The organism is Candidatus Chlorohelix sp. (genome assembly GCF_037138995.1).
GTDB lineage: Bacteria > Chloroflexota > Chloroflexia > Chloroheliales > Chloroheliaceae > Chlorohelix.
The window spans coordinates 49747-67774 of the sequence record NZ_JBAXHI010000010.1 but is presented as its reverse complement, the minus strand read 5'-3'; the positions used below and the strand labels follow the sequence as shown (position 1 = coordinate 67774).

At 47.6% G+C, this 18028-nt stretch carries 13 protein-coding genes; 10 read left to right on the top strand and 3 right to left on the bottom strand.

Annotation, left to right across the window (positions count from 1 at the left end):
- Positions 1-2 precede the first annotated feature (2 nt).
- Entirely contained in the window at positions 3-1499 is a 1497-nt protein-coding gene (locus WCK19_RS06905; RefSeq protein ID WP_342396645.1) for a hypothetical protein, read from the bottom strand.
- Complete coding sequence (locus WCK19_RS06900; protein WP_342396644.1) at positions 1496-2539, bottom strand: glycosyltransferase family 2 protein; 1044 nt, start codon at positions 2537-2539, stop codon at positions 1496-1498. Before WCK19_RS06900 ends, WCK19_RS06905 begins: the two co-directional genes overlap by 4 nt.
- Before the next feature lie 228 nt (positions 2540-2767).
- On the opposite strand from WCK19_RS06900, the gene WCK19_RS06895 reads away from it, so the two are divergent.
- From WCK19_RS06895 to WCK19_RS06850, 10 genes are all read left to right on the top strand, one after another.
- Positions 2768-3244 carry a DinB family protein gene (locus tag WCK19_RS06895; protein WP_342396643.1) on the top strand — a complete coding sequence of 159 codons (477 nt, stop codon included), beginning with the start codon at positions 2768-2770 and terminating at the stop codon, positions 3242-3244.
- A 101-nt stretch (positions 3245-3345) separates the two neighbouring features.
- The gene (locus WCK19_RS06890; protein WP_342396642.1) at positions 3346-4449 is read left to right on the top strand and encodes a hypothetical protein; all 1104 of its coding nucleotides are present in this window, start codon (positions 3346-3348) and stop codon (positions 4447-4449) included.
- A gap of 43 nt (positions 4450-4492) precedes the next feature.
- Positions 4493-4717, top strand: a complete 225-nt coding sequence (locus WCK19_RS06885) for a hypothetical protein (protein WP_342396641.1) — start codon at positions 4493-4495, stop codon at positions 4715-4717.
- Positions 4718-4809: 92 nt separating this feature from the next.
- On the top strand, positions 4810-8790 hold the full coding sequence (locus WCK19_RS06880; protein ID WP_342396640.1) for an AAA domain-containing protein: 3981 nt from the start codon (positions 4810-4812) through the stop codon (positions 8788-8790).
- 126 nt (positions 8791-8916) lie between these two features.
- Positions 8917-9162 (top strand): hypothetical protein, encoded by a 246-nt coding sequence (locus WCK19_RS06875; RefSeq protein ID WP_342396639.1) that lies wholly within the window; start codon positions 8917-8919, stop codon positions 9160-9162.
- Positions 9163-9202: 40 nt separating this feature from the next.
- A complete protein-coding gene (locus WCK19_RS06870) occupies positions 9203-11164 on the top strand; it encodes a hypothetical protein (RefSeq protein WP_342396638.1) in 1962 nt (653 codons plus the stop codon).
- A gap of 671 nt (positions 11165-11835) precedes the next feature.
- Positions 11836-12879, top strand: a complete 1044-nt coding sequence (locus WCK19_RS06865; protein WP_342396637.1) for an ATP-binding cassette domain-containing protein — start codon at positions 11836-11838, stop codon at positions 12877-12879.
- Between the two features lie 13 nt (positions 12880-12892).
- Positions 12893-13729, top strand: coding sequence for an ABC-2 family transporter protein (locus tag WCK19_RS06860; protein WP_342396636.1), 837 nt, complete (start codon positions 12893-12895; stop codon positions 13727-13729).
- A 5-nt stretch (positions 13730-13734) separates the two neighbouring features.
- Positions 13735-14529: an ABC-2 family transporter protein gene (locus tag WCK19_RS06855; RefSeq protein WP_342396635.1), complete on the top strand. Its 795-nt coding sequence runs from the start codon at positions 13735-13737 to the stop codon at positions 14527-14529.
- 250 nt (positions 14530-14779) lie between these two features.
- Positions 14780-16921, top strand: a complete 2142-nt coding sequence (locus WCK19_RS06850; protein ID WP_342396634.1) for a hypothetical protein — start codon at positions 14780-14782, stop codon at positions 16919-16921.
- Here the strand turns inward: WCK19_RS06850 and WCK19_RS06845 are convergent.
- Positions 16918-18027 (bottom strand): glycosyltransferase, encoded by a 1110-nt coding sequence (locus WCK19_RS06845; protein WP_342396633.1) that lies wholly within the window; start codon positions 18025-18027, stop codon positions 16918-16920. The two genes, WCK19_RS06850 and WCK19_RS06845, sit on opposite strands and share 4 nt — an antisense overlap.
- Between the last annotated feature and the right edge of the window lies 1 nt (position 18028).

Below are 18028 nucleotides of genomic sequence, written 5' to 3'. Positions count from 1 at the left end.
TTTCAATCCTTCAGTTTGAATACAGCCATATTTTTCTGGTCGAACTTCTCAAGGTAAGTTTCCTGTGGCTGGAATACTTTGCGCCCTTCCAGTTCCAGCAGGTCGTTCAGGCTAGGATACCATGTGGGCAGCATGGCAAAATAATTTGCGCCATCGGTGCGTACACGCTGCAAGATTTCAGACTGGTTTAGCATAATCGGAATGTAGGCGGGCGTAACCAACCCGGCTGTATCCACAATGCGCCGCCCGCTAAAGTAACCGATTGCCCCAATATCATGGGTTGCCACTATCGCCCCGGTGGGAGTGTTATCGTGCAGCCATTTGCCCACCCGCACCTGTTCATCGTTGATATATTTTACGTCAAAACGGTAGGTTTCTGCTCCGGTCAAAAGGCTTATAAATACCAGCAACGCCGCCAATCCCGGCAACAAACGCGCCAGCCTGAAAAAACGCGAGTCACGCAACGCTTGTAACAATTGTCCGCTGCCCTTCACCCCGTATAGGATAAAGACCGGAATCAAAGGCATCAGATAACGGGCGTGATGGTAAACCACCGGCAACCGCCAAGCATAGAGCAACAATAACGCGCTCGCCCACACCAGCGGTAGCCAATTAAAGCGTACTGACCTACGCGCTATCAGCCAGATAAAGCCGGGAAATAGTGCGATTGCGCCCCCCCTGAGACAAATTTCCACAACGGCATTTAGCAAATATGCCAGCGCATTCAGCAAATTATGGTCGGAGGTGTAAAAAGCGGTTTTGGCAGAAAAGGTATTGGGCAGCACCGAACCGCTCACGCTGTAATTAAACAGAGCGTAGGGCAGCAACGGCAATAATAAGCCTAAACCCATCAAGCCCCACGTCTTGTACAGCGCGATTAACGGCTTGCGCTGGATTGAACGGTTTGCAAGGATTCTGCGCCCCGCTTCTAGTCCAACCAAACCCGCCAACACGATTCCTTCAGGGCGCGTAAGGGTTAGCAAGCCCCCCGCCAAACCTGTCCAGAAAACCGGAGCGCTCGAGAGTGATAGGCGCAGAACCAGCACCGAGAGCCACGCAAACAAGAGCGTTTCCATGCCGCTTACGCTTGCCCATCCCAACCGCCATTCAAACATGGTAAAAATCAGGGCGACCAGCGCGGCAAAATCCTGTCCCTTCCCGAACAGCAAGCCATATACCCGGTACACTTCCAACGCGGTCAACGCCAGACACGCTATGCCAAGCAAATACGCCCAAATCATGTAGGTATAATTGAACAGATAGCCCGGAACTAATAGCAGCGTCCAGAGCGGCGCAGTAGAACCGGAAGCAAGTTCGCCAGGGTTATAGCTGAACTCGCCATGCAAAAACAGATTCCGTGCAAACACCTGATGAATCCAAGCATCATCGAGCGGGAAGCCGAAAGGAGTGGCAAGATACGCCCACAGGAGAAATAGCAACGCCACTGAAAACGCGCCCCCGAAAGCAATCAGGTATGTTCTAGGCTGTAACCTGCTCATTTTCGTTTACCGGGTATAGCTATTGCCAGTTCGTCCATAGTTCGCTGCAAAGCAAGATTGTTGCCAAAACCGGAAGAAGCCAGCCAGCGCCGCAACTCCGCAATACTAACGCGCCGATTCTGCTGAATTTCGCGCCGCTGTTGCCGGAGGCGTTTCAAATGGCGCGGACGCAATGCTGCCAACCTTCCCCGCAGGGAGTGAATATCGCGCCGAAATAGCAGCGTGTATAGCACAGCCGCCAAATCGTAAAAAAGGATGAGCGGCAAGTAACGCAACAGCAACGCGCCGGGCATATCTTTAAGGATAACCCACAAGCGGTTGCGCCCAAGCTGAAAGCTCTTGAAGGGCGAACCCTGCCCGCCTGTCCCGCTATACAGGTGCATAACCTTCGCATCCGGTACATATAGGCTGCGATAGCCCCGCAAACGCAAGCGCCACGCTAAATCGGCATCTTCCAGATAGGCAAAAAAAGCCGGGTCAAAAAAGCCTGTTTCCTCAATTGCTTTCCGGCGATATAACGCCGCACCCGCGCACACTCCAAAAATTTCTTCTTCTGCGCCGGGCTTCCATAGTTCGCCGCCTCGCCCATCCAACGCCAAGCCATTTTTTCTCACTTCAATTCCCGCGCTGGCGATTCGGGCGGTATCGGAGGCGAACAACATCGCGCCACAAACCGCCGCCCACTCGTCCGAGCGGTTTTCAAGGCTGTTAACCAGTGTTTCCAGCCAATGTGAATCGGCTTCGGTATCATTATTTAGAGTGGCAATATAACGCGCTTCGGGTTCGGCATGCCTCAAGCCTTCCAGATTGCCGCCCGAAAAGCCCGTGTTTTGCGCCAGTTCCACCAGTTTTAACGTACCTTCTGCCAGCCATTCCCCGAATGTCTCACGTACCAACGCCGCCGAGCCGTCCACCGAACCATTTTCGACTAGAATCACTTCAAAAGCTCGGTAAGTTTGCCCACGCAGCGCATTAAGACACGGCTCAAGGTAGTTGCGCCCGTTCCAATTGAGGATTAAAACTGATACATTTATCGGCATGGATAAATAGTACCACATACCGGAAGTTTAGTTAATTCGGGCAACTCTCCAGCATGAAAACAATTATCACCTGCGCCAATTCCTCGCCCTTATCTTTTTTGCTGGAAAAAGATTAGAACAAACCTGTGGGGCTTGCAAATCCCTTCGAGATTTGCAAGCGTCAAGGGTCAGGGATAAAATGCGCTTGGGTTTATATCTACCGGAGTAGAAAAAATTAAGGAGAATTAAATGGCTATAGTAAGGGAAAAGCTTATCACGCAGCTTGAGCAAACCAACTCCGCGCTTGTTAAATTGGTAAATGGTTTAGAGGATAACGCGCTCGATTTCAAGCCCGAAACGGATAGCTGGAGTATCCGCGAAATTCTGGCGCATCTGGTAGATGATGAGATGTATGTAATGCGTTTACGCCTTGTGCGAATTGTAAGGGAAGATTTGCCGCACCTAGTCCCGCACGATGAAAAGAAATGGTATCTCCACCGCAATAACAGCCGTGACAAGTTGGAAGAATTGTTGGAAGATTTCTCGATACAAAGAAGGGCGAGTCTCGGCATAATCCAGATGATGCGAGAGTCTGATTGGATTCGGGAAGGCATTCAGCCTGAATACGGGCAATTCAGCGCGGAGAAATGGCTGGAAAAATGGGCAGGGCATGACGTAGTCCATCTTAAGCAGATTAGCCAGAATCTGGCAGCTTTCCAAAAGTAGCGGCAGATATTAATATAAACTTTAACAAGCATAACCCATTTTTAGAGTTATAATTAATATAGGGCTATATATTATTGTTTCTTAAAGTCAGGAGGTGTCCGATGGGGTACACTGAGCGCCTGGAAATTTACCACAAAATTGAGCAAGCCCGTTCGCGCCCGCTCATTACCTACGTTACCAGCATCCGACCCAATGTAAACGCCTACATCGCTGGAGATGCTATTTCTGAGCTTATCAAACAAATCAATCTTATTCCACCGAAAGAAACCGCTGTTGATTTTTTAGTCATCAGCAATGGAGGTGATGCTATTGCAGCTGCCCGTATAATCAGCCTGTTGCGAGAACGCTTTGAAAAAATAGCGGTGCTGATACCATATGTCGCTTACAGCGCGGCAACCTTACTGGCGATGGGAGCGGATGAAATTATTATGCATCCTTACTCCAATCTTGGTCCGGTTGACCCACAACTGACCGTCATCCGCAAAAGTGGAGATGGCAATATTGATAGTATCAATTACGGCGCAGAGGATTTGCGGAATTATTTCAATTTTGTGCGGCAAGATGTGGGGATAAGTGACCAAGAACAGATGACCAGAGCGTTTGAGATGCTCTGCGCCGAAACGGGTCCAATACCCATCGGCATTGCCAAACGTAGCACCCAACTATCGCTGGCGTTGGGCGAAAAGTTGCTCAGCTTGCACATGAAAGATAACAGCAAAGCCAAAGCGATTACCGAAACGCTCAGCCTGTCGTATCATCATCACGGCTACCCGCTCGGACGCACCGATGCTGAAAAAGTAGGGCTTCCGGTTAAGAAACCGTCCGATGAAATTGACCATTTGATGTGGGGAATTTGGGAAAATTTTCAAGAAGAAATGTTATGCGATACAGCCTTTAACCCGCTGGAAATCGTTTTGAATAGCCGTTCCGCTGAAATCTTACTAGCGCCTACTCCACAGGTGTTTGTGCCGCTAAACCTACCGCCAAGCCTTGCTTCTGCCGCGTTACAACACATCTTACAAACAATCACTGTTCAGGATGTGATGCCAGTTGATTACGAGCTTTTGCTTTCTACAATGGAAAGTACGCGCTGTCGCAGCGAAAACCGGGTCAAGGGCAAAATCTTGGCAACGCGCCTGCCCGATCTTAATATTAGGATTAATCTGGTACAGCTTTCGCAGGGCTGGACATATTTCAAGAATTAGGGTATATAAATAGTAGGAAGGTATTTTGTGGAGGTGATTGCCAATGTATGTAAAACTATCATTTAATAATAACCAGCCATTTAAATTTACAGGTCCGTTTAGGTTTTCTACGACAGACCAGTCTTTAAGTGGCGTTATTGACTATAATAATACCGAAACTATTACAGCCATTGATTATGGCAATACGCTTGAGTACAAGGGTAACAGCTATAGATTCTCTAGAATCATTCTTCAGAGTGAAGAAGAAAGCAATCCGTCTCAAGAGTAAAAATTTTCTGCTAAAATAGCATCAGTAATGCTCGGTTTACCACCGGGCATTTTTTAACACACGCTTCGCAAACACTAACGAGGTATGCAATTTTGGCTCCAGAGCGCAAATCCGACTTAGATTCCAAGGGTCGCCGCCTGACCCTTGCCCCCACCGGACTGGCACAATACCTGAGCATGGATAGCTGCGATCGCTATCTGCGCTTTTACCTGTACAAAGGCGAAACCGAAGCCCTTGCCAAACGCCTCTCCCAAAGCGGTTTGAGGTTGGCGTTGCAGCCTATCAGCCCTCTAATGTCTGAATTGGGCGACCGGATTGAATCACAGGTGGTCAACAGCCTAAGCGTGTATGGCTACAGAGTTTTGGACTTGACGAATCAGGATTGCCGCGCCACGCTAGATGCTATCCAAAATGCCCCAGCAGGGATTACCTATCTTTATCAAGCGCACCTGTCCGAAACCTTGAACGGCTGGCTCTTTGAAGGCAATGCCGACCTCATTCGGGTGAAACGTGGTGCGAATAGCGCGATAGATTTGCTGGTGGGCGATGTGAAATCCACCCGCAAGGATAAGGTAAACCATCGCTTGCAGGTAGCAGTTTATGTAATGCTGCTCAAGCAGATGGCAGAACAAGCAGGATTGTCGGTGGTTGAGTATGCCGGAACAGTGGTGCGGCGCAACCCGGACGGCGCGTTGAACGACCCCGAAACCGCCCAGTGCTTTGATTTAACGCCTTATTTCGCCGCAATTGACCAACTTACCGCAGGCGAAGAGTCGGCATTGGCGCGAGTTGACCAGAATTCGCTCGACCAACTGCATTATTATCTTGACCAAAAATGCGATGGTTGCTTGTTTAACCCCATCTGCTTTGTGGATAGTGATGAGCGTAAAGATGTGGCATTGGTACCTTTTCTGGAAAGCTCTGAAAAGCGAGTGCTGGTAGAGAACGGAATCCGCACCGTTAATGACCTTGCTGCGCTCAAGCAAATCCCCGACCTGAAACGTGATGAAAATGCCCCTCCGCCCGAACGTAAACTTGCTACCACGCCGGGTAAAGAAGCGTTGGTCAAAAAGCTGTCCGATTCATGGATGATTGGCGCAAAACTCGACCGGATGGTACAGCGTTCGGCGCGGGTGTTACGCCGTCTCGACCCAGAACATGCGCCACGTTCCCTCTCCTATTTTCTCGACTCAGGGCGTAGCATCCTGCCCGATGAAAAGCAGTTCCCCGATTTGATAAAAGTCTTTCTGGACGCGCAAACCGATTATCTGGAAGACCGGATTTATCTGGCAGGGGCATTGGTGAAGGGACCAAAGGGGCAAGAAACGATTGTGCAGATGACTCCGGGCGTACCGAACGAACAAAGCGAGCGGGAATTGCTGATAAACTGGATTGGCGGTATCTTCAAAGCGGCGGTTTCGTTGGCTGATGACGCTACCAACGCGCCGATACATCTGTACCTGTACAATCGCCACGACCAGAAAGCACTGCTGGAAGCCTTGCGCCGCCATCTGGAGGTGTTCGCTTCGATACCTACCCTTTATAACCTGCTAACCGATTCTCCCGCGCTAAAGCAATCGGCGGTTTCCTTTGTATATGATGAGGTTAAAGAGCGGCAGAATTTACCCTCAACTGGGCATACCCTGCAAGCGGTGGCTTCACAACTTGGCTTTAAGTGGGATGATGGTGAAAAAGCGCAATACTATCGCCTTTTCGAGCAAGGGATGTTCGACTACCTGTGGCGGCGTGAAAACAAGCGCACTATTGAATCTTCAGCGCGTTTTTATTCTTCTATCCCGCTGGAATACGCTTATAGTGCTTGGGGCGTGCTAAAAGCCGAGAATTTCAAAACTTCGCAGCAACGTGGGCGTATTTCGCGCTTTTCGCACGCCAACACACAAGTTATACGCGCTTTTCAGGCAAAGCGGCTGGAAGCGTTGGCTTATATCGAAAACAATTTCAAATTCAAAAACGCTTACATAAAAAAGGAACCGCTTGATTTGCCGCAACTTGGCGCATATATCGCAGTGCCTCCACCTTTCCGCAAAGTGCTGGAAGAATTTTTGTTTATCGAGCATTACGCCGGATTGCAAGAATCTTTGGAGTTATTCAGCCAGCCGATTTTGAAAAGAGCGCAGCAAGGACGCGCCCTTCTCGCTCGTTGCGTGAACATTTATGATGAAGAGTATCATGGCAAACCTTCGGTTATCGCGCAGTTCAAGGTGGACTTTAGCGGCTTACCGCTCGACCCTGTTTTGCTAATGCAATTCAACAAAATAAAACAGGGCGGTTTTGTGGCATTGAATACGCTGGAGAAAGACGCGCAACCGTGGGAGTTGGTGCGAGGCAGATTGTGTATAGTCAACAGCTTAGAGGGCGATACCTTGTTTTTGAAATTGCTGGATATGTCATTTCCTAAAAATGGCAAGCAAGACCCGCCGTTTCGCTACCCTCACGCCACCAAACTTTTGCCAGAACCGGGCGAATATTACACGGTTGACGAAATGGTGGATGATTTGAACGGCGATAAATTACTTGAAGCCTGTCGCAATGCCGAGCAAAACCCCTTTTATCACCTGATAGCGCAGACTTGTACCGCCGAACGCAATTTACGCGCAACTATTATGCAAGAGAAAGCGCAAGAATTTGCGGGATATGTAGCTGAATTAGAAGGCAAGCACGCCCCTACCGCCAACCAACGCGAAGTTATCGCAGGACACCTGCAAGACAAGCTCTTTCTGGTGCAAGGTCCGCCCGGAACGGGCAAGAGCCATACGCTAGGTTGGGCGGCATTGGCGCGAATCTATGCCGCATTGGCAACGGGCGGTACTATGCGAATAGCCGTTTCCTGCCAAACGCATAACGCCGTTAAGATTGTGCTGGAAAGCATCGCGGACAAGCTCGAAAAGCTGCGCCGTAAATACGGTTGGGCATGGACTGAAAACCTGAAGCTTTACAAAACGGGCGACCCTGATGAAAGTATTGCGGTAGCGGGGGTGCAAGTGCTTGACCCGTGGGAGAACCGCAAAGAGCTATTCGGGATTTTCAATGCACCCGCATTGGTGGTAGGCGGCACACCGGGCGGTCTTTACAAACTGCTCAAGCAAAAAACAGGCGGTAAAAACGGCGCGGCGATGTGGACGGACAAACCTTTTGACTTGGTTATACTGGACGAAGCCAGCCAGATGAACCTACCCCAAGCCTTGCTGGCAACGGCATGGCTGCATCCGGAAGGGCAAGCTATTGTAGTGGGCGACCATCGCCAAATGTCGCCTATTCTGCTGCATAGCTGGGAAGATGAGGAGCGCATGAGCGCAATTGCGAGCCAGCCCTACCGCTCGGTGTTCCAATACCTAATAGACCAGAAATTCCCGCGTGTGGCGTTGGAGGAAAGTTTCCGGTTGCATCGCGTCCATGCCGAATTTTTGCATGAGCATATCTATCGGCAAGACGGCATCCAGTTCCACTCACGGCGTGAACAGTTGCTGCCGGATTTTGCGGATGACGTAAAGCTAGAACCTTATCTTAGAGCGGTTATGAATCCGGCTTATCCGGTTATAGTGATAGTGCATGAAGAGAAAGCTTCACAGCAAGCAAACCCGCTTGAGGTTGAGCTTATTACCCCAATAGTGGATTACTGCCTGAACTACCTTGAACTGGACGGCTCTGACGGAATCGGGGTAGTAGTGCCGCACCGCGCCCAGAAATCATTGTTGCGCGACCATTTCCCAGATTTGGCAGCCTGTAATGCCATTGATACGGTAGAGCGTTTTCAGGGTGGAGAGCGCGAAGTCATTATCGTTTCTGCCACCGCTTCCGACCCGGATTATGTCCGCGCCGAAGCCGATTTTCTGCTCAATCCCAATCGACTAAACGTAGCATTATCTCGCCCCCGAAAAAAACTGGTGGTAGTAGCCTCTAGCGCCGTATTTAAATTCCTTTCCTCCGACCTTGATGTATTCAATCAGGCGGTGCTATGGAAAAGATTGTTGCTACAGTGCGCCGGAAACGAGCTATGGCAGGGGGATTTCACCGGAATTAACGTTAGAGTTTGCGGCAAACCTGCACAGTGATTACTCACTATAGATAAAGCTTCGGTAATGGGCTAGTTTCTACCAGCGAGTGCTTTATTTGCTTATAATTGTGCCGTTTGTTGCTCAATAGGTTAATTTAAGCTGGGATTTAAAAGAGGTTCTTAAATGCAAACAATCGGATTACTTGAGAATATTTCAAACAAACGGACTAGATTTTCTAAGCTCATACCGGAATGGATTCAGGTGCTATTGGCTTATACTTTCCTTACCATACTAATCACATGGCCTTTGCTACCTAACATGGGTACTCATTTGGTTAATTCGACCCCAACCAGTGATGCTTACCAGCATATCTGGTATAACTGGTGGTATGAACGCTCTAGAAACTGGACAGGACCCCACACAAACTAACATGGTTTTCGGGCTACTGCCTTCGGTTCAGGCGCTTCTTATGAGTGTTGTAAACAGCTTTTTGATGTGGCCTGTGCGTTTATTATTTGGTCCTATTGCGACTTTCAACCTTCCAGTATTGATTTCTTTTCCTCTTTCCGCCTTGTTTGTTTATCTATTGGCTGGTGAGTTTACTAAAAGTCGGGGTTCTCGTTTTGTGGCTGGGTTCTTGTTTGCTTTTTGCAGTTATCATTTTTCCCGTACCAACGGTCACATTGGATTGCTAACAATTCAATGGTTACCTTTCTACGCTTGGCGGCTTTTCGCGCTTCTCCACAAACCGAACTTAGTCAACTGCTTGCTGGTGGCGGTTGGCTTTGCGTTAGCCTCTCTTTCCGATTTATATTACCTAGGTTATTTTGTGATACCTTTTAGTTTTATTTTCGTGGCGTGGTTTGGCTGGTTCGATAGGAAAAAAGGTTTTTGGAATCTTGGTCGTTTAAAATGGTTGGTTTTGTCTCTGATAGCAGGCGCAATAATTACTGCTCCTTTCTACAGTGTTTTTTTCCGGTTGGATTCCAGTATGAAAGAAGCGGTATTGGTAAGAACCAATGACACTATAAGTTATTCTGCAAATTTGCTCTCATTTTTTTTACCTTTTCCCGACAACCCTTTTATCGGAAATCTTACTGCACCGATATATCAAACTTTTCAGGGAATCTATCTAACTGAACAGGCTGCCTATCCAGGTTATGTATTACTAGTATGTGGTCTCTTTGCGACTTTTCTTAAATCAATACGGCGAAATGAAACAGCCTTCTGGGCATTTACTGCTGGATTGAGCTTTTTGCTGGCGCTTGGTCCAACTCTTAAAATTGGCACATGGGAAATTGGATTACCTTTACCCTATAACATTTATACACACCTGCCTTTTTTGAATAGTTTTCGCGCTCCAAGCCGTATTAGTGTAATGTTAGCATTAGGGCTGGCAATTCTTGCGGCATTATCACTTTCTCAATTGCAGTTATACATTTCGCAGCGTTCTGGGTTTGGTGGGAAAATGTGGCATGCCATAGCTGCTATATTAATAGTAGTTGGTCTAGCCGAGAATACTAACCATTCGTGGTACTGGACAATGACTGAGGTAACTACGCCTGAAATATATCATACGATAGCAGCGGAACCGGGCAAATTCCTAGTAATGGAATTACCGCTTGCTCCTTTAAGTTTGCCAATGTATTACCAGATAGAGCATCAAAAACCACTGGTAGGAGGATACCTAGCCCGTAGTTCCAATCAAATGAGCCTTTCATTTGACCAGACCCCTTATTTATCTATTTTTAATCCTGCCGAGAGTAGTGCGGTAATGGATGGTTCCGCCGCCAAACTGGCTAACCCGGAAATATTTGCTATTGATAAAGGATTCAAACAGGTTTTGCAAGAGCGAAATATCCATTATGTAATACTACGCAGTTATGAGGGAGGGAACCGTTTTTATCGCTGGATGAGACCTTATCTTGAGGCTCAATTAGGAGCGCCAACCTGGATAGACACAACCACCGCTGAAGAAAATCCGCTTGTTACCTGGAAGGTTGATATGAACCCGGTTATCGAGCAACTCAAACCCGGACAATTAAGAATCAGGTTGGGTGAAGGTTGGAATGCGGGTTTGGCTAAAGGCGAAGATGGTCGCTTACAACGTTTTATGATTCAGGATAGCAAGCTGGAAATAGATGCAGTAAACTCTGGTAAATCTGCGCTTAGTCTTCGCTTTACCCCTGTCATCCGCCCACAAACTCTGCAGGTGCGATTAAACGGGCAAGTGATAGGACGGGTGGAAGGTGGCAAAGAATGGGCTAGTTTCACTGCCTCTTTCCAAAATCTAGCGTTAAAAGAAGGTCATAATACTCTAGAATTTTCTTCCCAAGAAGGGTGTTTGATAGTCAATCAATATATACCTTCCAGCCCAGACTCACGCTGTATTAGCTTGGCAATACAAGATGTGAAAATAGATTTAAGTTAACACAACTTTAATGGTTTTGAACAAAAAACCAGCATAATTTGTCAAGCCTCTAGGTCTTTTGCCAAATTTTTGGCACCAACCCAAACCTTTTTAGGTTTAACCAAGATGATTTCAGACAAGAGGCTTATGAGCCTTAACAATTAAATCCGTATTTTTCCAAAACCTTTTCTGAATATCTATAATAAACCTGTCCAAATAATCTAGGTCTTTTGGACAGTTGACAGAGTTTGGGGGCTTTGCTATACTCCATATAGTAAATCCATCTAAGCAAGTATTTGCACGGTTTTACTTGGACAATCACCTCATGTTAAAGGAGTGCAGTTGATGAGAGCTTTGCCATTTTTCCCGGAGTATCGCGATTAATTATCGCTGCCCGAAGGCATAAGCCGGTTTCCGGGTTATGATGCAAACCGAATTTTATATCCTGTTTTAGTTTGCATGCTTAACGTTGGAAATCACATCAAGCTAACGCACTCTTCTTTCAAGCCAGTTATTTTCAAACAAATTAGGCAAAGAAGAGCTTTATCCTTCAGACGGCGAATTTCAAACAAGCGCTGTGATGGATTTTTTGCGCCTGTTTATCAAGCACAAATCTCAAATTTTTGTAGATACATGAAAGCTAAATATATCCTCACGAGGTCTTATAAAATAGCAGGAGGAATTTTCAGAAAATGAAAACAATTATAGAGACACAGGATTTAACTCGCATTTTCCGAACCTATAAAAAGCGGGAAGGTTTGAAAGGTTCGGTAATAGGTCTGTTCAAGCGTGAATATACCGAAAAAAAAGCCGCTTATGACCTTAATTTTAAAATTGAAGAAGGCGAAATTGTAGCTTTCCTCGGACCGAACGGCGCAGGCAAAACCACCACGTTAAAAATGTTGAGCGGTTTACTCCACCCCAGCGGAGGCGATGCACAGGTTTTGGGTTATCGCCCTTGGAAACGCGAGTACGCTTTCTTGAAACAGGTTTCGTTGGTAATGGGGCAACGCAACCAGCTATGGTGGGACTTACCGGCAATCGAAAGCTTTAATCTGCAACGCGATATTTATGAAGTGCCGAACGAGGCATACCGCAAACGATTGGATGAGTTGGTCGAATTGCTTGACCTAAGCAAAATATTAAATACCGCAGTGCGTAAGCTCAGTTTGGGCGAGAGAATGAAATGCGAAATGGTGGCGGCTTTGTTGCATCGCCCTAAAGTATTGCTGCTAGACGAACCGACTATCGGGCTGGACGTAGTGATGCAGAAAAAGATTCGCAACTTTATCAAGGATTATAACCGTGAGCATGGCGCAACGATTTTGCTAACCAGCCACTACATGGAAGATGTAGCGGCGTTGGCTAAACGCGCGTTGGTAATTAACTTTGGAAGACCCGTTTATGAAGGTAGCCTTGAGGCACTTACCGAAAAGTATGCCCCTAACAAGTTGCTGGTGGTATCTTTCATGAGAACGGTTGAATCTGCCGAACTAGCCTCAATCGGGCAGGTTATCTCAAATGAAAGCGGGGTCATTCGGATTCAAGTGCCACGCGCTACAGTAGCAGAGCGTGCCAGCGTGCTGTTCAACCGTTTCCCGGTGGCGGATTTGTCCATAGAAGAGCCACAGCTTGACGATATTATACATGACCTTTTCACCGATACCAGTCATAACCAAGGCGAAAAGATTATTGAAACCGCCCAGCCAAGAGATCAACTGGCAGGAATAGCCTGAAAGGAAGACAAGCGTGTTGGTCAATAAAAAAATAGAACCATTAACACCATGGCGTTGGCGTTTTGTATTCCGACGCTACTGGACACTCTGCAAAGTGGCGTTTCAGGAGCGCATGGAGTACCGCTGGAACGTCCTATTCTATGCCATGTTGGCTTTGCTGCCCGTGATGGTGGGCATCTACCTGTGGACAACGATTTTCAACAATCGTAATGACCCGCAAGCAGTAAAGTATATCACCACCTATTATCTCGTAGCAGGCTTTCTGGGCTGGCGCATCGCACAATATCAGTGGACTATCATGTTTGAAATCCGCGAAGGGCGAATGGCTACCGGGCTGTTGCGCCCGATGTCCTACCCCGCTAAAACCTTCTGGTTCGAGGTAGGCGGACGCACGTGGAGTACCATAATCACGATTCCGGTATTTGTCCTTGCCGCTATTTTTCTGGGTGAGAACTTCCGAACGCCTGAAAACGGTTGGATATGGTTGCTGGTGTTGCTTTCTTTTATGCTGGCATACGTGCTGAACTTCTTCATTACCGCTTCTCTCGGATTACTGACAGTTTGGCAGAACCAACCGGAAGGCTTTTTCGCGCTATACGGCTTTGGTTCAGGAGCGTTGGGCGGCACTATGGTTCCACTCGCGCTAATGCCGGGCGGTATTGGCGATATTTTGCAATGGCTACCTTTTGCCTACATCTACAGTTTACCTGCCCGTATTTTTCTAGGCATTTCGGCGGAACAACTCGCGCAGGGGCTTGCTGTACAGGTGGTGTGGCTTGTCATAGCGGCCCTATTTTTCAAATGGATGTGGCAAAAGGCTATCAAAGGCTTTGAAGTTTACGAGGGATAAAATAAATGCGTGTTATTAAGCGTTATGTAAAGTTATATGGCTCTTTTGTACGCATTAACCTGATGCGTGAGATGGAAGCGCGGGGCAACTTCGTGGCAAGTTGTCTCGTTATACTTTGCTTCCCTATGTTCTCGCTAATCTTCGTGGGCGCAATATTCAGCCAAACCAAAAACCTAAACGGCTGGTCGGTTAACCAATATCTGGTGCTGGTAGGCTCATATATGATAGTGTCCTCGCTGGTGTTCACAATATTTTTCAAGAATGTGTTTGAACTGCCGGAGTATATCCGCAAGGGACAGCTTGATTTTATCCTCTTGAAACCGGTAAACAACCAGTTTTTCGTTAGCGCTCGCTATGTGTCATTCGGTGAAATGATGCAAGGCATCCCCGGCGCGGTTCTTATATTTGTGGGAATCAGCGGCGGCAATTTGAGTATAGATTGGTGGCGTTGGCTCTTATATCCTGTTTTCGTGGTATGCGGGGTAATAATTGCCTATTCCACTTGGTTTATAATGACTATACCCTGTATCTGGTGGATTAAGATGGATTTCGCTGAGTTCTTCTTCAACCTGTTTGACTTGGGGCGATACCATCCCGATATGTTCGGGGGCTTTGCGAAAACTATTCTCACCTTTGTAATACCCTTTGGAGTAGTAGCGGCAACTCCGGCGGATTTGTTGCTAAATAGGCTTGGGTGGCTGTCGGCGATTTGGGCATTGGTACTGGCGGGTGGGCTTCTTTATATATCCCACCGCTTTTGGAAATTCGCGCAAACCCGCTATTTTGGGGCAAGCTCATAAACGGGCAAACCCTACGGCTCTCCCTTAATCCGGGAGAGTTTTTTTATTTGTTCTTGTAACTACACAACCCGGACACAGAATTAGCGAAAAGGGTTGCAGGGGATTAGGGTGTGGATAGAGCTACTTTGTACTTTTTGTTATTCTCTGAATCGCTTTGTCATATTGGGTTGGATAGTAGAAAAGGTACTGAACTTGGGATATAATTAAACCGCAGTCGCATTATAGATAAACTATACTCTGGGAAAAACTGATGCCAAAGCTAGTGCGTAAACATTCTGAATGGTTATTGTTGGCGTTGTTACTGCTGTTTGCCTTTGCGCTGAGGGTTTGGCAAAGCGACAAAACCCCTCCTGGTCTTCACTTTGATGAAGCTGCTTATGGCTTAATTGCGGATACCATCCGAAAAGGCAATTTTGGCGTTTTCTTCTCCGAATTCACTGGGCGAGAACCCATTTATATGTATCTGGTAGCGCTGTCGCAATTGTTTTTCGGTAGCACGGTTTTGGGAGAGCGCCTACCCGCGGCATTTATCGGGATTGGCACTATTGCTGCTATCTTTTTTGCCTTCCGCAATATTTTTGCCGACCTGTCATCTGAAAATAAGGAAGGTAAGCACATCAGCAGGGAGGCGAGGCGGATTGCGTGGCTGGCGGCTCTGGCGGTGGCTTTTTCTTTCTGGAATTTACACCTCAGTCGGGAGGGCTATCGAGCTAATCTAGTTCCACTTTTCGAGGCGTTGTCTTTCGGGGCGGCTTGGCGAGCCTATCGCTTGCGAACTACTAGCGCAGTAATTCTGGCAGGGGTACTATGTGGGCTGAATTTCTATACCTATCTTTCAGCCCGCTTTATGCCCTTTGTGTTTGTGGCTTTTGGGCTATACTTTTTATTTTTCTGGTGGGTTTTCTGGCGCAAAAAAGCGGGTTTACCCCTCAATCTAGCCCTTTCTAAAAATAGGCAACTTGGAGGCTCACTTGATACGGGTGCCGAGAACCTTCTAGGAAAAAGGCTTAGTGTAATCAGGCTATTTTTCTATTGGTCAGGGGTAACAATTCTGGTGGTCGCACCTCTAGCAATCCATTTTGCCCTACATCGGGGCGATTTTTTCCAGCGTAGCGCACAAGTTAACGCCCTATCCATAGGCGGGTTAGAGAAGGTCTGGGAAAATACGAAGGTTGCAGTTCAGATGCTAACTTTCAAAGGAACAGACGACCTAAAATACAACCTGCCGGGTCGCCCGATTTTTGACCTTATTCCCGGACTGTTTTTCTATCTTGGGGTAGCGTTTAGCCTCTGGCGCAGCCTGAAACGTCCGGCTTATGGCTTTTTGTTGTGCTGGCTTGTGGTGCTGTTCCTACCCTCGATTTTGTCAGAGGATGGCAATCATCCCCTCCGAGCTTACGGTATTCTGCCAGCCGTAATGGGTCTGTGGGCAGTAGGAATGAACGAGGTCTGGAACTTTTTAGAAAATCGCTTTAAAATCAATGGGTGGCGCGTAGGGGCTGTGCTGGCAACGTTGGTAGTAACCTTGGCTTTTTACCAGTCTTATACCGATTATTTTGATAAATGGGCTAAATTTCCCCAGCTTTACGAGGCGTTTGATGGCGAATACCTTAACCTTGCTAATTATCTGAATAGCCTGCCGGAAGATGGCACAAGTCGCGTAGTAGCCTCCGAGTTGCTAGATTATCCCACCACTCTTTATTTGTCGCCGAAATCCATAAATTACCATTGGCTAGACCCCACTCAGGCGGTAATTATTCCAGCCCAACTGGCAAATGGCGGAGGCAAGTTAGATTATATTGTGATTGATCGGGTGGCGCGGCTTGGGCTTGCTCCTGATTGGTACAAAGCTTTGGAGGTGACTCCCAAAGTGGAAGAAATTAAGACCGCCGAGGGACGCATACTGGGTAAAAATTATAGTTTCCAACTAAAAGGCGGCTTTACTCCTGAACAATTAGCCATCCAGAAGCCTGCCTGTAGCGATGTGAATTTTAACAACGATGTGAAGTTGTTGGGCTGGAAAATTAATAATCAGGCAAAGGCGGGGCAATCGCTCTCTGTAACTTTATACTGGCAAGCTCAACGTGCCAGCGCAGAACCTTGGCAGATTTTTGTGCATCTGGTGGATAAACCAGACGCACCTAGCAGACTGGCACAGCAGGATGCCAATGGGGCTTTCGCTCAGGGTTGGTTTCCCGGCGATATTATTATCGGGCAGTATAATCTGGCTATTAACTCGACAACACCGCCCGGAAATTATCTCTTACAAGTGGGAATGTATAATGTGAATGACCCTAGCTACCCACGTGCTACGATTGTGGGAAAGTGTGAGAGCCTGAACTCAGCCCATGACTCATTCATCATTCGAGACATAAAAATCGATAGCCTTTAAGAAATTTGGGCAAACAGTTCATAGTGGCGACGCGCTACCTGAGATTGGGTATAGTTAGCGTTGACTCTCTCCAAACCGCGCTGCGCTAACTCTGCTCGCAAGGCGCTATCATCCATCAGCTTTTGGAGATTTTCCGCCAACGCAAGGGCATTGCCTTCAGGGAAAATTAACCCGGCATCGCCAATAACGTAGGGGATTTCACCGCTGCTGCTGCCCACTACCGGAGTTTCACAAGCCATCGCCTCCACCAGCACCCGCCCGAACTGCTCTTTCCAATTCGAGGTGGTAAGCGAAGGTAATACCAGCACATCCAGCCCACTCATATAAGCGGGAATTTCAATGCTACTGACAGCCGGAATAAATTCGACCTTCTTCTCAATACCAAGCCTTTGCGCCGCTTCCTCGATAGCCGCTTTTTGCGGACCTGAACCGATATATACGAGCCTGAAACCACCCTTTAGACGAGCGCACGCTTCAACCGGCGTAACCAACCCTTTTTCCGGCACAAGCCTACCGATATAACCCACCGTGAATACACCCGGCTTTTTGAATCCGACAGGCGGTTCGCAACGTTGGAATAGCGTGGTATCTACTCCGAATTGAGGGCAAACCGCCAACGCTCCGCTAAAACCTCTGCGCCGAAGTAGGGCGCGGGCTTCATCGTTTCCGGCGAACGCTCCGGCATTATGCTTGAAATTATAGCTCTCGAAGTTTTTGAAAGGAGAAGGATAATCTCTATAGGTGTTAGCCCAATTAAAAAAGACCGATGCCGCCCCATATTTATCGGCAAGCCAACTGCCATGTGCGGTGGCAAAATTAAACGACTCTTCCTCCATAAATACAATATCGGGACGGAGGCGTTTTATCCATTTTCCTAGACCGGGGTAAAAGTGGAGATGGAAATTTCCGTTGAGCGCCATCGGCTCAACAATAAGTTCATACCCACCGGTGTAAAGCTTTTCCAGATAAGTACGCCCAACTCTCGGTTCTTCCCAATAGGACGGAACAATAAGAGTAAGCTGCTCTACTCCGGGTATGGCGGCAAGTTCTTCGAGCTTGCGCTGCCCTACACCAAGCGCAGCTTTCGTAACAGTTAGAATTTTCATT

Coding starts and splice junctions, on each gene's coding strand:
- WCK19_RS06905 (WP_342396645.1), bottom strand. CDS start 1,499: ATGAGCAGGTTACAGCCTAGAACATACCTGATTGCTTTCGGGGGCGCG.
- WCK19_RS06900 (WP_342396644.1), bottom strand. CDS start 2,539: ATGCCGATAAATGTATCAGTTTTAATCCTCAATTGGAACGGGCGCAAC.
- WCK19_RS06895 (WP_342396643.1), top strand. CDS start 2,768: ATGGCTATAGTAAGGGAAAAGCTTATCACGCAGCTTGAGCAAACCAAC.
- WCK19_RS06890 (WP_342396642.1), top strand. CDS start 3,346: ATGGGGTACACTGAGCGCCTGGAAATTTACCACAAAATTGAGCAAGCC.
- WCK19_RS06885 (WP_342396641.1), top strand. CDS start 4,493: ATGTATGTAAAACTATCATTTAATAATAACCAGCCATTTAAATTTACA.
- WCK19_RS06875 (WP_342396639.1), top strand. CDS start 8,917: ATGCAAACAATCGGATTACTTGAGAATATTTCAAACAAACGGACTAGA.
- WCK19_RS06870 (WP_342396638.1), top strand. CDS start 9,203: ATGAGTGTTGTAAACAGCTTTTTGATGTGGCCTGTGCGTTTATTATTT.
- WCK19_RS06865 (WP_342396637.1), top strand. CDS start 11,836: ATGAAAACAATTATAGAGACACAGGATTTAACTCGCATTTTCCGAACC.
- WCK19_RS06855 (WP_342396635.1), top strand. CDS start 13,735: ATGCGTGTTATTAAGCGTTATGTAAAGTTATATGGCTCTTTTGTACGC.
- WCK19_RS06850 (WP_342396634.1), top strand. CDS start 14,780: ATGCCAAAGCTAGTGCGTAAACATTCTGAATGGTTATTGTTGGCGTTG.
- WCK19_RS06845 (WP_342396633.1), bottom strand. CDS start 18,027: ATGAAAATTCTAACTGTTACGAAAGCTGCGCTTGGTGTAGGGCAGCGC.